Annotated in this window: 12 protein-coding genes; 5 read left to right on the top strand and 7 right to left on the bottom strand. The window is 60.5% G+C overall.

The genetic code is table 11. The annotated features are described in order from the left end of the window. From ABIA48_RS21835 to ABIA48_RS21815, 5 genes are all read left to right on the top strand, one after another. Complete coding sequence (locus ABIA48_RS21835) at nucleotides 1-933, top strand: ABC transporter substrate-binding protein (RefSeq protein WP_429491258.1); 933 nt, start codon at nucleotides 1-3, stop codon at nucleotides 931-933. Beyond that, a complete protein-coding gene (locus ABIA48_RS21830; RefSeq protein ID WP_429491256.1) occupies nucleotides 930-2,831 on the top strand; it encodes an ATP-binding protein in 1,902 nt (633 codons plus the stop codon). The genes ABIA48_RS21835 and ABIA48_RS21830 overlap by 4 nt, the downstream gene beginning before the upstream one ends. A 247-nt stretch (nucleotides 2,832-3,078) precedes the next feature. Beyond that, entirely contained in the window at nucleotides 3,079-3,594 is a 516-nt protein-coding gene (fabA, locus tag ABIA48_RS21825; protein ID WP_003179264.1) for a 3-hydroxyacyl-[acyl-carrier-protein] dehydratase FabA, read from the top strand. An 11-nt stretch (nucleotides 3,595-3,605) separates the two neighbouring features. Next, a complete protein-coding gene (gene fabB, locus ABIA48_RS21820) occupies nucleotides 3,606-4,826 on the top strand; it encodes a beta-ketoacyl-ACP synthase I (protein WP_218427369.1) in 1,221 nt (406 codons plus the stop codon). A gap of 405 nt (nucleotides 4,827-5,231) precedes the next feature. After that, on the top strand, nucleotides 5,232-5,420 hold the full coding sequence (locus ABIA48_RS21815) for a hypothetical protein (RefSeq protein ID WP_204934034.1): 189 nt from the start codon (nucleotides 5,232-5,234) through the stop codon (nucleotides 5,418-5,420). A gap of 83 nt (nucleotides 5,421-5,503) precedes the next feature. Here the strand turns inward: ABIA48_RS21815 and ABIA48_RS21810 are convergent, their stop codons facing one another. From ABIA48_RS21810 to ABIA48_RS21780, 7 genes are all read right to left on the bottom strand, one after another. After that, on the bottom strand, nucleotides 5,504-6,046 hold the full coding sequence (locus ABIA48_RS21810; RefSeq protein WP_007988773.1) for a DUF2058 domain-containing protein: 543 nt from the start codon (nucleotides 6,044-6,046) through the stop codon (nucleotides 5,504-5,506). 28 nt (nucleotides 6,047-6,074) lie between these two features. After that, on the bottom strand, nucleotides 6,075-6,908 hold the full coding sequence (gene mazG, locus ABIA48_RS21805) for a nucleoside triphosphate pyrophosphohydrolase (RefSeq protein WP_429491253.1): 834 nt from the start codon (nucleotides 6,906-6,908) through the stop codon (nucleotides 6,075-6,077). Nucleotides 6,909-7,037: 129 nt separating this feature from the next. Continuing rightward, a complete protein-coding gene (gene relA, locus ABIA48_RS21800) occupies nucleotides 7,038-9,281 on the bottom strand; it encodes a GTP diphosphokinase (protein ID WP_429491251.1) in 2,244 nt (747 codons plus the stop codon). A gap of 122 nt (nucleotides 9,282-9,403) precedes the next feature. After that, the gene (rlmD, locus tag ABIA48_RS21795; protein WP_429491249.1) at nucleotides 9,404-10,756 is read right to left on the bottom strand and encodes a 23S rRNA (uracil(1939)-C(5))-methyltransferase RlmD; all 1,353 of its coding nucleotides are present in this window, start codon (nucleotides 10,754-10,756) and stop codon (nucleotides 9,404-9,406) included. Next, a complete protein-coding gene (gene cysM / locus ABIA48_RS21790; RefSeq protein ID WP_429491247.1) occupies nucleotides 10,756-11,658 on the bottom strand; it encodes a cysteine synthase CysM in 903 nt (300 codons plus the stop codon). The genes rlmD and cysM overlap by 1 nt, the downstream gene beginning before the upstream one ends. Nucleotides 11,659-11,825: 167 nt before the next feature. Next, on the bottom strand, nucleotides 11,826-13,247 hold the full coding sequence (locus ABIA48_RS21785; protein ID WP_429491245.1) for a histidine kinase sensor domain-containing protein: 1,422 nt from the start codon (nucleotides 13,245-13,247) through the stop codon (nucleotides 11,826-11,828). Then, nucleotides 13,237-13,956, bottom strand: coding sequence for a response regulator transcription factor (locus tag ABIA48_RS21780; RefSeq protein ID WP_429491244.1), 720 nt, complete (start codon nucleotides 13,954-13,956; stop codon nucleotides 13,237-13,239). Before ABIA48_RS21780 ends, ABIA48_RS21785 begins: the two co-directional genes overlap by 11 nt. Between the last annotated feature and the right edge of the window lie 99 nt (nucleotides 13,957-14,055).

Below are 14,055 nucleotides of genomic sequence, written 5' to 3'. Positions count from 1 at the left end.
ATGCCGCATCGTCCGGCCAGCAGAATGCCGACCCTGGGCCGGCTGCTGGCCGCACTTTGCCTGTCGTTATGCGGCATGCTGAACAGCCTGGCGAGTAACGCCGCCGACATTTTGCTCACAGGGGCCGAAGACACCCCCGGTGTGCGGGCGTTTACCCAGGCCCTGAGCGAGTTGCGACCGGGCGATAATGTACGATTCCAGGCACTGGCCAGCTTGCCGATACCGGATAAGCTGCCGGAAAACATCCGCTTGATACTGCTCGACCTGCCCAGCCTCGACTGGCGCCTGCAGGACGCCCAGGGCCCGGCGACACTGGTACTGCGCATCAGCCGCCTGCAAGCCCGGCAACGCTTGAACAACACGTTGCCTGCGCGCCTTTGCCTGCTATGGAGCGATCCACCGCTGGACCGCCAGTTGCGCTTGACCCGCGCCCTGTTGCCTCAAGCCCAACGCATCGGCGTGCTCTACGACAACCACAGCGAATTCCTCTTGAATGAGCTGCGTCAGGCCGCCCTCCCCTTGCGTCTTGAGGTGGTCACCCAGCGTTGGGACGACATTCACGACAGCCGTCCGTTACAGGCCTTGTTGAAAAACAGCGACGTGTTGCTGGGCCTGGATGATGCCGAGCTGTACAACCCGCAAACCGCCAAGAATCTGCTGCTGAGCAGCTACTCACGGCAAATGGCGCTGATCGGCCCCAACGCGGGTTTCGTCAAGGCCGGGAGCCTGGCCAGCACCTACAGCGATCAGAGTGATTGGCTGGCGGTCGTCGACGAATTGCTCGACCGGCCACCGGCCACCTGGCCGCGCACGCATTACCCCCATCGATTCAAAGTTGCGAGCAACCCGCAGGTAGCGCGCTCATTGGGCCTCGAGCAGATAAACGAAGCGTCTGTCGCCACACTGCTGGCTGAAGGAGAACGCCGTCCATGAACTTTCGCCGTCGCTGGGACATCAACACCCGTACCCAACTCATCAGCCTCGGCCCTGCTTTGCTGCTGACCTTGTTGTTGATCAGCTTCTTCACGTTCGTGCGCATCCAGGATCTGCGTCAGGAAATCACCCACACCGGCCAGTTGATCGCCAATCAACTGGCCCCCGCTACCGAATACGGAGTGATTTCGGGCAACAGCGAAGTGCTCGAAACCTTGCTCAAGGCGACACTGGCCACGCCCAATGTGCGCTTTCTGGAAATCCAGGACAGCGCCAACCGGGTTCTGGTGTACGTCGAGCAACCAAGCGAACCTCACAATCGAGCACAACAGGTCGAAGTGTTCCAGGCACCGATACGGCTACAGCGCATCGCTTTGCAGAATGATTTTTTCCAGAGCAGCAAAAGCGCCAACGCAGCCCCCACCGAAGACTATCTCGGGCGGGTGATCGTCGGGCTGTCCAATGATGCCTTCAGCCAGCGCCAGCAGGAAATCGTGCTCAAGGCCGCCATTCTGGCGCTGTTTGCCCTGCTGTTTACCTTCCTCGTGGCCCGGCGTCTGGCGGGCAGCCTGTCGCAACCGATCCGTGATATCGGCAATGCGGTCAAGGCGATTCAGGACGGCGACTACAAAACACCGCTGCCGATTGTCGATGACACCGAACTGGGGGCGCTGTCGCAACACATCAACAACCTCGCCAGCGGTCTCGAACAGGCCAGCCGCGAACAGCATCAGGCCATGGCGCAGCTGATCCAGACCCGCGAAGAAGCAGAAAAGGCCAACAACGCCAAATCCGACTTCCTCGCCATGATGAGCCATGAACTGCGCACGCCGATGAACGGCGTACTGGGCATGCTGCAGTTGCTGGAAACCACCGACATGACCGAGGAACAGCTGGAATACGCGGCGCTGGCCTCGGAATCCACCGAGCACTTGCTCAAGGTCATCAACGACATCCTGGACTTCTCGCGGATCGAACGTTCGGAGCTGGAACTGGAACACATTCCATTCAACCTCGCCGACCTGATCGGCAGTTGCGCCCAGTCGTTCCAGCACAGTGCCGCGCAACGCGGCCTGGACTTGAAACTGAAGATCCCCGACGACATGCGCGGCTTGCAGGTCAAGGGCGACCCGACGCGTATCCGGCAGATACTGGTCAACCTGATCGGCAATGCACTGAAGTTCACCGAGCAGGGCCGCATCACCCTCGAGGCGCAGTGGCAGTCGCTGGACCACGAGTTGCTGTGGTTCACCTGCACCGTGCGCGACAGCGGTATCGGCATTCCGGCGCAAAGTCTGGAACTGATGTTCAACGCCTTCCAGCAGGCCGACAGCTCCATTTCAAGGCGTTACGGCGGCACCGGGCTGGGCCTGCCAATTGCCCGCACCCTCGCCGAGCGCATGGGCGGCACCTTGCGCGCGCAGAGTGAGGAAGGCCGCGGTTCGGTGTTCACCCTGGAAATTCCGCTGGCACTGCATCAGCAGACGCAGCCGCTGTTGACCCCGCGCGCGCAAACCGGCAACAGCAGCGGCGAAGGGCGCAATGTGCTGCTGGTCGAAGACAACCCGGTCAACCAGACGGTCATCGAAGCCATGTTGCGCAGTCTGGGCTTCAAGGTCAGTGTTGCCACCGACGGCGCTCAGGCGATACGCAGCGCCGAGAGCCTGATTTTCGAAGCGATCCTGATGGATTGCCGCTTGCCGATCATCGATGGCTATGAAGCCACCCGGCAGATCCGCCAACTGCCCGGGTGCTCCGACCTGCCGATCATCGCCCTGACCGCCAACGCCTTGCAGGGCGATCGCGAAGCCTGTTTGTCGGCGGGGATGAACGATTACCTGGCCAAGCCCTTCAAACGGACTGATCTGCAGCAAATTCTGCAGCGCTGGGTGCAGTAGTACAGGCCTTTCGAGCATCTGTGACTGGCGTGAAAGGCGAAAGTGCGGCAGTCTTAAGCACCCGAACAGGCCCGAAAAGGGGCTTGAATAATAATTTCAGTGCACAAGTGTACATTCATGTCCTTGGTGCTGTGACTTTCACCACAACGCAATAGTCTATGAGTAGGCTGCCGGTTCGAGGCATGAACGCTTCGATCGGCCGGGAAGATTTGCCCCACCTGCCGCATGGGACTATTGAGGAGCTCGCATGACCAAACAAAACGCCTTTACCCGGGAAGATCTGCTGCGCTGCAGTCGCGGTGAGCTGTTCGGCCCTGGTAACGCGCAACTGCCCGCCCCGAACATGCTGATGGTTGACCGCATCACCCTGATCAGCGAAGAAGGTGGCAAGTACGGCAAGGGTGAATTGGTCGCCGAGCTGGATATCACTCCGGACCTGTGGTTCTTCGCCTGCCACTTCGAAGGCGATCCGGTAATGCCGGGCTGCCTGGGCCTCGACGCCATGTGGCAATTGGTCGGTTTCTTCCTGGGCTGGCAAGGCCTGCCGGGCCGTGGCCGTGCGCTGGGTTCGGGCGAAGTGAAATTCTTCGGCCAGGTCCTGCCGACCGCCAAGAAAGTCACCTATAACATCCATATCAAACGCGTCCTCAAGGGCAAGCTGAACCTGGCCATCGCCGACGGTTCGGTCACTGTCGACGGCCGCGAAATCTACACCGCCGAAGGCCTCCGGGTCGGCGTGTTCACCTCCACTGACAACTTCTAAGGGTTATCCGCATGCGCCGCGTCGTTATCACTGGTCTGGGCATCGTTTCTTGCCTGGGCAATGACAAAGAGACCGTCTCCGCTAACCTGCGTGCAAGCCGCCCTGGCATCCGGTTCAACCCGGAATATGCCGAAATGGGTCTGCGTAGCCAGGTTTCCGGCTCCATTGACCTCAACCTTGAAGAACTGATCGATCGCAAGATTTATCGCTTCGTCGGCCACGCGGCAGCTTATGCCTACCTGGCCATGAAAGACGCCATCACCGACTCCGGCCTGACCGAAGAGCAGGTTTCCAACGTGCGTACCGGCCTGATCGCCGGCTCCGGTGGCGCGTCGACCCTGAACCAGATGGAAGCACTGGACATCCTGCGCGAGAAAGGCGTCAAGCGCGTCGGCCCGTACCGCGTCACGCGGACCATGGGCAGCACCGTTTCCGCCTGCCTGGCCACGCCGTTCAAGATCAAGGGTGTGAACTACTCGATCTCCTCCGCTTGCGCCACCAGTGCTCACTGCATCGGTAACGCCATGGAACAGATCCAGCTGGGCAAGCAGGACATCGTTTTCGCCGGCGGCGGTGAAGAAGAACACTGGAGCCAATCGTTCCTGTTCGACGCCATGGGCGCCCTGTCCACCCAGTACAACGAAACCCCGGAAAAAGCTTCCCGTGCCTACGACGCCAAGCGTGACGGTTTCGTCATTGCTGGCGGTGGCGGCATGGTCGTGGTCGAAGAGCTGGAACACGCTCTGGCCCGCGGCGCGAAGATCTACGCGGAAATCGTCGGCTACGGCGCGACCTCCGACGGCTACGACATGGTTGCCCCGAGCGGCGAAGGCGCGATCCGCTGCATGCAGCAGGCACTGTCCACCGTCGATACCCCGATCGACTACCTGAATACCCACGGCACCTCGACTCCGGTCGGCGACGTCGCGGAAATGAAAGGTGTGCGTGAAGTGTTCGGCGACAAGGCTCCGGCCATCAGCTCCACCAAGAGCCTGTCCGGTCACTCCCTGGGCGCCGCCGGTGTTCACGAAGCGATCTACTGCCTGCTGATGATGGAAGGCAACTTCATTGCCGGCTCCGCCAACATCGACGAGCTGGACCCTGAAGTGGCCGATCTGCCGGTACTGACCAAGACCCGCGAAAACGCCACCATCAACACCGTGATGAGCAACAGCTTCGGTTTCGGTGGCACCAATGCCACGCTGGTACTGAAGCGCTGGGAAGGAAAGTAATTTCCCGCTGCCAAGCCGCACATGAAAACGCCCCGACTGGTTCGGGGCGTTTTTTTTTGCCTTGAGAAAAACCCAGAACAGATGCAAGACCTGTGGGAGCGAGCTTGCTCGCGATGAGGGAGTGTCAATTAACATCATTGCCGTCTGATCCACCGCCATCGCGAGCAAGCTCGCTCCCACAGTTCCAGTGCTCGACACTGGATTTTCGGCGCTTCCAACATGAAGCTTTTGTCATGAAACCAAAAGCCCTGCGACTGAATGTCGCGCGTTTAGCGGGCTGCAGGACTGTTTCCGCTTTTGCAAAAAACCCTTACCGAACTCAGTCATTTACTTAGCAAGCTACCAAACCCTATAAAAGAGGCCTGCACATGCCTTGCTGCAGATAACAGAGATTGGAGCTAGCAGATGACTGTAAAAGTAACTGAACGCGACGATTCACATAAATCCCACGAGGGTGTAGCCGCCGGTATCCGGATCTGGGACGTGCATCAACAAGACCTGCTGGTCGGGATGTTCCATTCCGAGACTGACGCGCAAAACTACAAGGCCGAACTGGAAACACTCGAGCAGCAACGAGAACGACGCTCCGCCTGAACCGTCCCTGTAAGCATTAACAGCATTGAAAACGACAAACCCCGCCATGAGCGGGGTTTGTCGTTGTTGCAGCCTTCAGTGGTTTACCACATCAGATCATCAGGAATCTTGTAGGCCGCGTACGGATCGTCCTCGACACTGACTTCTTCGGTCTGCACATTCAGCTGCACGATGCGTTGTGGGTCGCGCTCCTGAATCTTCAATGCCGCCTCGCGCGGAATCACTTCGTAGCCGCCAGCGTGATGCACGATGGCCAGCGAACCGCTGCTGAGCTTGTTGCGCATCAGGGTGTTGACGCTGATGCGCTTGACCTTCTTGTCGTCGACGAAGTTGTAGTAATCCTCGGTCGTCAGTTTCGGCAGGCGCGAGACTTCGATCAATTGCTTGACCTGCGCGGCACGAGCCTTGGCCTCGGCTTTCTCCTGCTGCTGGCGGTTGAGTTCCTGGTCGCGCTTGACCTTCTCGGCCATGGCTTCCTGCGCCGCGCGCTGCTGGGAGTCATCCAGCTCGATCTGGCCTTTGTGGGCCAGGCGTTGTTGTTTCTGCTTGTCTTTGCTGACCTGCTTGGCCTGCTTCTGGTTGACCAGCCCTGCTTTGAGCAACTGGTCGCGAAGGGAAATGCTCATGGTGCTTATTACTCACTTAGGCCACTGCTCAACCGCAGCTGGGCAAATTCTTTTCCTGACGTTTGGCTTCGCCCCACAAGGCGTCCAACTCTTCGAGGGTGCAATCTTCCATGGGACGACGGGTGTCGCGCAATGCCTGTTCGATAAAACGAAAGCGTCTTTCAAACTTGCCGTTGGCGCCACGCAATGCGGTTTCCGGATCGACCTTGAGATGCCGCGCCAGATTGACCACGGAAAACAGCAGGTCGCCGATCTCGTCGGCCACGGCCTCGGGATCGTTTTCCGACATGGCTTCGAGGACTTCGTCGAGCTCTTCACGCACTTTATCGAGCACCGGCAAAGCGTCCGGCCAGTCGAACCCGACCTGCCCCGCGCGCTTCTGCAATTTTGCCGAACGGGACAACGCCGGCAGTGCGGCCGGAACATCATCGAGCAACGACAACTGCTCGGGTGCCGAAGATTTCTCCGCGCGCTCTTCGGCCTTGATCTCTTCCCAGCGCTGCTTGACCTGCTCTTCACTCAGGCGCGGGACATCCAGCGGCGCATACAGGTCACCGGTGGGGAACACATGAGGGTGACGGCGGATCAGCTTGCGGGTGATGCTGTCGACCACGCCGACGAACTCGAAGCGCCCTTCTTCCCGGGCCAACTGGCTGTAATAAACCACCTGGAACAGCAGATCGCCCAACTCACCCTGCAGTTGATCGAAGTCGCCGCGCTCGATGGCATCAGCGACTTCGTAGGCTTCTTCAAGGGTATGCGGGACGATGGTGGAGTAAGTTTGCTTGATGTCCCATGGGCAACCGTACTGCGGGTCGCGCAGGCGGTTCATCAGGTGCAACAGGTCTTCAAGTGAATACATTTATCAAACTCTACTGGACCCTGTGGGAGCGGGCTTGCTCGCGAAGAGGGAGTATCAGGCAACACCGTTGTCGACTGACACACCGCTTTCGCGAGCAAGCCCGCTCCCACAGTGGATCGGCGCTGTTCATCAAGGCGTACGGTTACGCCGGGTTTCGATGATGTTCGGCAACTGGGAGATTCGCCCCAGCAACCGCCCCAATGCATCCAGCCCCGGAATCTCGATGGTCAGGGACATCAGCGCGGTGTTGTCCTCTTTGTTCGAGCGGGTGTTGACCGCCAGCACGTTGATCCGCTCGTTGAGCAGCACCTGCGACACGTCACGCAGCAGACCGGAACGGTCGTAGGCACGGATAACGATGTCCACCGGATAAGTGAGCACCGGTACCGGCCCCCAGCTGACCTGGATGATTCGCTCGGGTTCGCGCCCGGCCAGTTGCAGCACCGAGGCGCAGTCCTGGCGGTGAATGCTCACGCCGCGGCCCTGGGTGATGTAACCGACGATTGCATCGCCCGGCAACGGTTGGCAGCAGCCGGCCATCTGGGTCATCAGGTTGCCGACGCCCTGGATCTGGATATCGCCGCGTTTGCCCGGTTTGTAGCCGGTGGCCTTGCGTGGAATCAGTTCCAGCTGTTCGTTGCCGCGTTCTGGTTCGACCAGTTGCTGCGCCAGGTTGACCAGTTGCGCCAGGCGCAAATCCCCGGCGCCGAGGGCGGCGAACAGGTCTTCGGCGGTTTTCATGTTGGCCTTGTCGGCCAGCTTGTCGAAATCCACCGCCGGCAGACCGAGGCGATTGAGCTCGCGCTCAAGCAGCGTTTTACCGGCCGCGACGTTCTGGTCACGAGCCTGCAACTTGAACCAGTGAACGATCTTCGCTCGCGCCCGCGACGTGGTGACGTAACCCAGGTTCGGGTTCAGCCAGTCACGGCTCGGGGTGCCGTGCTTGCTGGTGATGATCTCGACCTGTTCACCGGTTTGCAGGCTGTAGTTGAGCGGTACGATGCGCCCGTTGATCTTGGCGCCACGGCAGTTATGACCGATTTCGGTGTGTACGCGGTAGGCGAAGTCCAGCGGCGTCGCACCCTTCGGCAAGTCGATGGCGTGGCCGTCCGGGGTAAAGATGTAGACGCGGTCAGGCTCGATATCGACCCGCAACTGTTCCGCCAGGCCACCGATGTCGCCCAGTTCTTCGTGCCATTCGAGCACTTGACGCAGCCAGGAGATTTTCTCTTCGTAGTGATTGGAACCGGACTTGACGTCGGTGCCCTTGTAGCGCCAGTGCGCGCACACGCCGAGCTCGGCTTCTTCGTGCATCGCGTGGGTGCGGATCTGCACTTCCAGCACCTTGCCCTCGGGCCCGATCACCGCGGTGTGCAGCGAGCGATAGCCGTTTTCCTTCGGGTTGGCGATGTAGTCGTCGAACTCTTTCGGGATGTGCCGCCACAGGGTGTGGACGATGCCGAGCGCGGTGTAGCAATCGCGCATCTCCGGCACCAGCACGCGCACGGCACGCACGTCGTAGATCTGGCTGAACTCCAGGCCCTTGCGCTGCATTTTGCGCCAGATCGAATAGATGTGCTTGGCCCGGCCGCTGATGTCGGCATCGACGCCGGTGGCGTGCAATTCGTTTTTCAGCTGGCTCATCACGTCGCTGATGAAGCGCTCGCGATCCAGTCGCCGCTCATGGAGCAACTTGGCGATCTGCTTGTACTGGTCCGGCTCCAGGTAACGGAAAGACAAGTCTTCCAGTTCCCACTTGATGTGGCCGATACCCAGGCGATGGGCCAGTGGCGCATAGATATCGAAGACTTCACGGGCCACGCGGTTGCGCTTTTCGTCATCGGCGGTTTTTACCGCACGGATGGCGCAGGTGCGTTCGGCCAGTTTGATCAGGGCGACGCGAACGTCGTCAACCATGGCCACCAGCATCTTGCGCAGGTTTTCCACCTGGCCCTGGGTGCCCAGCACCAGGGATTTGCGCGGGCTCAGGCTGTCGCTGATCGCGGCCATGCGCTGCACGCCGTCGATGAGTTTGGCCACCACCGGACCGAAGCGCTGGCTGACGGCCGGCAACTTGATCTGGCCTTCGCGTACGCCTCGATACAGGATCGCGGCGACCAGTGAATCCTGATCGAGTTTGAGATCGGCGAGAATCTCGGCGATCTCAAGGCCGGTACGGAAAGTCGAGTTGCCTTCCGACCATAGATTCTGTGCCGCATTGGCTTGCTGCTCAGCCTCGCGAGCGTACTCGCAGGCTTCCTTCAAGGCTTCGCGATCCAGTGCCAGATCGACACTTACCGCGTGATCGAGCCAAGCCTCGAGATTGATACTGCCGTCGGTGTTGATCGGCTGGTGTGCTCTCACCTGTACCATCTTGCTTACCTTCCCTACGACGCAGATTCAATGCGTCAAATCGCTGACCTTCGTTGCCTGTGTGCCCACGTCGGGCTCGGTGCGCGGCTGCACGGGCGGGCCAGTCGGACCAGACGAGCATCCTAGCTCGCTTCAAATAACGCCATGGCCTCGACATGTGCCGTTTGAGGAAACATATCGAGAATCCCGGCACGTTTTAACCGGTAGCCCTGCTTGATCAACTCGACCGTGTCGCGCGCCAGGGTTGCCGGATTGCACGACACATACACCAATCGCTCGGCGCCCAGGGTCTTGAGCTTGCGCACAACCTCGAAAGCACCGTCACGCGGTGGGTCCAAGAGTACCGCACAAAAGCCTTCGGCGGCCCATTTGGCGTCCGTCAAAGGCTGGGATAAATCGGCCTGAAAAAACTTCGCGTTATGCAGATTATTGCTAGCCGCATTCGCCGCTGCACGATCGACCATCACCTGCACACCTTCCACCGCCACCACTTCGCGAGCAGCCTTGGCCAGTGGCAAGGCAAAGTTGCCCAGGCCGCAGAACAGATCGAGTACGCGCTCATCGGCTGTCGGCTTCAACCAGTCCAGTGCCTGGGCGACCATCGCTTCGTTGACCCCGGCGTTGACCTGGATGAAATCTCCTGGCCGGTAAGCCAGTTCCAGATCCCACTGTTCAAGACGATAGCCCAATGACTGACCCGCTTCGACCGGTTGCGGTTCGCCGTCGCCATGCAGCCACAACTGGGCTTCGTGGAACGCGCAGAAATCCTTGAGAACTGTCAGGTCGGCGTCGGACAACGGCGCCATGTGCCGCAGCAAAACCGCCAACGTCGAGCCGCTGAACAACTCCACATGCCCGAGTGCCTGAGGTTTGCTCAAGCGCCGCAGCATCTCCGGCAAGCGGGCCATAATCGGCTGCAAGGGCTGTACCAGAACCGGGCATTCATCGATGCCCACGATGTCCTGGCTGCCGGCGGCGCGGAATCCGACTTCGAGTTTTTTCGCCTTCATGTCCCAGCGCACCGCGACGCGGGCGCGACGACGGTAGCCGAACTCCGGACCACTCAATGGCGCGGCCCATTCCTCGGGCTCGACACCGGCGACTTTAGACAATTGCTCGGCGAGCATGCGCTGTTTCAGGGCAAGTTGTTCGTTGTGAGGCAAATGCTGCACGCTGCAACCACCGCAACGACCGGCATGGGCGCACAGTGCCGGGCGACGCAACTCGCTGGCCTTGAACACCCGTTCGGTGCGCGCCTCGACCACTTTGCCGTGGGCACCGAGCACCCGTGCCTCGATCTCTTCACCGGCCAATGCGCCGATGACGAACCAGGTGCGGCCTTCGAAAAACGCGATGCCGCGACCGTCATTGGCCAGGCGCTCGATGTTCAGGCGCTGCTTTTTGCCGGTCGGGATTTGCGGGGCCTTGCTGCCGCCGGTGGGCTGGAAGCGCAGGCCTCTTTCATGTTTGGCCATCAGTTGGGCGCGTCGAAAATGCCGGTCGACAGGTAACGGTCGCCACGGTCACAGATGATCGCGACGATCACCGCGTTTTCAACTTCTTTGGACAGGCGCAGCATTGCCGCCACGGCACCGCCCGAGGACACGCCACAGAAGATGCCTTCTTCGCGGGCCAGACGACGGGTTACGTCTTCGGCTTCGCTTTGGGCCATGTCGACGATCCGGTCGACGCGATCAGCTTGATAAATCTTCGGCAGGTATTCCTGCGGCCAGCGGCGGATGCCCGGGATCGCCGAGCCTTCCATCGGTTGCAGGCCGATGATCTGCACGTTGTCGTTCTGCTCTTTCAGGTAGCGCGACACGCCCATGATGGTGCCGGTGGTGCCCATGGAGCTGACGAAATGGGTGATGGTGCCCTGGGTCTGGCGCCAGATTTCCGGACCAGTGGTGGTGTAGTGCGCCTCGGGGTTGTCAACGTTGGCGAACTGATCCAGTACCTTGCCGCGACCTTCGGCTTCCATCTTCTGCGCGAGGTCACGGGCACCTTCCATGCCCTGCTCCTGGCTGACCAGAATCAGCTCGGCGCCGTAAGCAGTCATGGCCGCCTTGCGCTCGGCGCTGGAGTTGTCCGGCATGATCAGGATCATCTTGTAACCCTTGATCGCAGCGGCCATGGCCAGGGCGATCCCGGTGTTGCCCGAGGTCGCTTCGATCAGCGTATCGCCAGCGTGGATCTGCCCGCGCAGTTCGGCGCGGGTGATCATCGACAGCGCCGGACGGTCCTTGACCGAACCCGCCGGGTTGTTCCCTTCGAGCTTGAGCAAAAGGGTATTGCTGGTGGCGCCGGGCAGGCGCTGCAAACGGACCAGCGGAGTGTTGCCGACGCAATCGGCGATGGTTGGGTACTGCAAGGTCATGGCGTATTCGCAATCCAGACTGCGGGGGCGACTATCATACCGGCAAACCGACCGAGGCCATATCACGCAAAGTATGGTGCTTATGGTTTATGGGAATAAGCCCGGTTTTATCGGTGTGTGGAAGGGCCTCTTCGCGGGCAAGCCCGCTCCCACAGGGTACCGGGTGATCATACGTTTTGCGGCTGAAACACGGCCAATGTGGGAGCGGGCTTGCTCGCGAAGGCGTCGGCACTGGCGCTATCAACATCCGCCAACAAGCGCATATTAAGGCGCAACCCGGTCCCGGTGTTCTGCGCCCAAAGCTGTCCGCCCTGACGCTGCACCGCGTTCCGGGCGATGCTCAAACCCAGCCCAAATCCACCATCCCCCGGCCGCGAACCGTCGAGTCGGGTGAACGGCAGGAAGATCCGCTCAAGATCGGCCTCCGCCACCCCACCGCCCTGATCCTCCAGCCAAAGGTGCCAGAAGTCGCCATCACGCCGTCCGCCGAGACTCACGACACCCCCCTTCGGCGAATGACGAATGGCATTGCGCAGAATGTTTTCCAATGCCTGGGCCAGGGTGTTGAGATGACCGCGGACCCAGCAGGATGAATCTACGGTGCATTGCAACTGCGTATCGGGCCAGCCACTTTCATAGCAGGCATTCTCCGTGAGCATCTCCCACAGCGCCTGGATCTGGATCGCTTCGTCGGGCAAGCGGGTGCGCTCGGTGTCCAGCCACGCCAGTTGCAGTGTGTCCTCCACCAGACGCTGCATGCCATCGACCTCACGGCCGATGCGTTCGCGCAATGGTTCCAGCCCCTGTTCGCTTTCACTGGCCACCCGCAGGCGACTCAAAGGCGTGCGCAATTCGTGGGACAAGTCGCGCAGCAATTGCTGCTGCAAGGCCACGGTGCTTTGCAGGCGTTCAGACATGTGATCGAACGCCCTGCCCAACTCACCCAGTTCATCCGTACGATTGGTGGTCCGGGTCGACAGCCGTACGTTCAGTTGATCGGCACGCCAGGCATTGGCCTGCGCGCGCAAGTGATTGAGCGGCACCACCAACAAGCGATACAACCCGACGCACAACAGCAAGGTGAACAACCCCGGAATCACGCCGTTGGTGATCACCCGCCAGAACAGCCGGTAATGCCCCGGCAAGAAGCGCTTGGGCAGTTCGATCACCAGGCTGCCGGCGGAAGGGTCACCGGGAAACGGTATGCGCATCCACGGCCGGCCTTTCCTGTGGATGGGCCAATCGAGGCCGCGCAAAAAAGTCAGGCGTTCGACTTCCTTGTCCGTCAGCGCCTGGTTGCTTAGGGACTGCAAATCAGCGCCGATGACACCGACCCAGCCTTCTTCCCGCTGATACATGCCTTGCAGCCAGTTATCGACGCCGGCGCTCTGGTGCTGTTGCCATGCTTGCTCGGCCTCGGCGGCATAGCGCGTCAGGGTGCCTCGGGCCTCATCCGAGAGGAACTGGTTGCGTTCCTCCATGTAGCGGCCCCAGGACCAACTCAGCCAGATCATCAACAAGCAGAACGCTACCAACAGACAGGCCAGTTTCCAGAACAGCGAATGCCTGCCCGGCAAGTTACATTTCATCGGCGGCGCTCAGGATGTAACCCTTGCCCCATACCGTACGCAGTTCGCGCTCGGTATAGCCAATGGCCTTGAGCTTGCGGCGGACCTGGCTGACGTGCATGTCCAGGCTGCGGTCATGGGCCGCATAGCCGCGCTGCAGCACCTGTTGATAAAGGAAGGCTTTGCTCAATACTTCGTCGGCGCTGCGGTGCAGCATCTCCAGCAACCGATACTCGCTGCGGGTCAGGCCGGCAGCCTGTTCGCCGTAAAAGACCTCGAAGCTTTCATCGTCGAAACGCAGGCTGTCCATCGACGGGGCCAAGACGGTGGGCGCGGGTCGGCGGTCGAGTGCCACCCGCCGCAGAATGGCTTCGATGCGCACCCGCAACTCCACCATACTGAAGGGCTTTGGCAGGTAATCATCGGCCCCCAGGCGAAAGCCGCTGATGCGATCGGCCTCGGCACCGAGGGCCGACATCAGCAACACCGGGGTGGAATGGCTCTGGCGCAATTGGGTCAATACCGCCAGGCCATCCATGCCCGGCAGCAGAATATCCATCAGCACCACGTCGAAAGGCTGCCGGCGGGCAATGTCCAGGCCTTCCTGGCCGTTCTGGCACCAGGTCACCTGGAAGCCGCTGCGGTCCAGATGCTCATGAACGTAGGCTCCGAGCACGAGGTCGTCTTCGATGGACAGGATTCGGGGGAAGCCGGCAGTGATGGGAGTCATGACTATCTGCAAATAATTCTCAGTTGAGCCGATTATTCAAGATTGCCTCGCCAGGGGCAACCTACGGTTTGTCCGTATCGCCAATGAGTCGCCCGGGCC

Source organism: Pseudomonas sp. S30_BP2TU TE3576 (assembly GCF_050436025.1).
Lineage (GTDB): Bacteria > Pseudomonadota > Gammaproteobacteria > Pseudomonadales > Pseudomonadaceae > Aquipseudomonas.
The sequence above is the reverse complement of the archived record's forward strand: the minus strand, read 5'-3'. Positions and strand labels throughout refer to the sequence as shown.

Excerpts from the sequence above, each read along its gene's own strand:
- ABIA48_RS21835 (WP_429491258.1), top strand. The coding sequence starts at position 1 with ATGCCGCATCGTCCGGCCAGCAGAATGCCGACCCTGGGCCGGCTGCTG.
- ABIA48_RS21830 (WP_429491256.1), top strand. The coding sequence starts at position 930 with ATGAACTTTCGCCGTCGCTGGGACATCAACACCCGTACCCAACTCATC.
- fabA (WP_003179264.1), top strand. The coding sequence starts at position 3,079 with ATGACCAAACAAAACGCCTTTACCCGGGAAGATCTGCTGCGCTGCAGT.
- fabB (WP_218427369.1), top strand. The coding sequence starts at position 3,606 with ATGCGCCGCGTCGTTATCACTGGTCTGGGCATCGTTTCTTGCCTGGGC.
- ABIA48_RS21815 (WP_204934034.1), top strand. The coding sequence starts at position 5,232 with ATGACTGTAAAAGTAACTGAACGCGACGATTCACATAAATCCCACGAG.
- ABIA48_RS21810 (WP_007988773.1), bottom strand. The coding sequence starts at position 6,046 with ATGAGCATTTCCCTTCGCGACCAGTTGCTCAAAGCAGGGCTGGTCAAC.
- mazG (WP_429491253.1), bottom strand. The coding sequence starts at position 6,908 with ATGTATTCACTTGAAGACCTGTTGCACCTGATGAACCGCCTGCGCGAC.
- relA (WP_429491251.1), bottom strand. The coding sequence starts at position 9,281 with ATGGTACAGGTGAGAGCACACCAGCCGATCAACACCGACGGCAGTATC.
- rlmD (WP_429491249.1), bottom strand. The coding sequence starts at position 10,756 with ATGGCCAAACATGAAAGAGGCCTGCGCTTCCAGCCCACCGGCGGCAGC.
- cysM (WP_429491247.1), bottom strand. The coding sequence starts at position 11,658 with ATGACCTTGCAGTACCCAACCATCGCCGATTGCGTCGGCAACACTCCG.
- ABIA48_RS21785 (WP_429491245.1), bottom strand. The coding sequence starts at position 13,247 with ATGAAATGTAACTTGCCGGGCAGGCATTCGCTGTTCTGGAAACTGGCC.
- ABIA48_RS21780 (WP_429491244.1), bottom strand. The coding sequence starts at position 13,956 with ATGACTCCCATCACTGCCGGCTTCCCCCGAATCCTGTCCATCGAAGAC.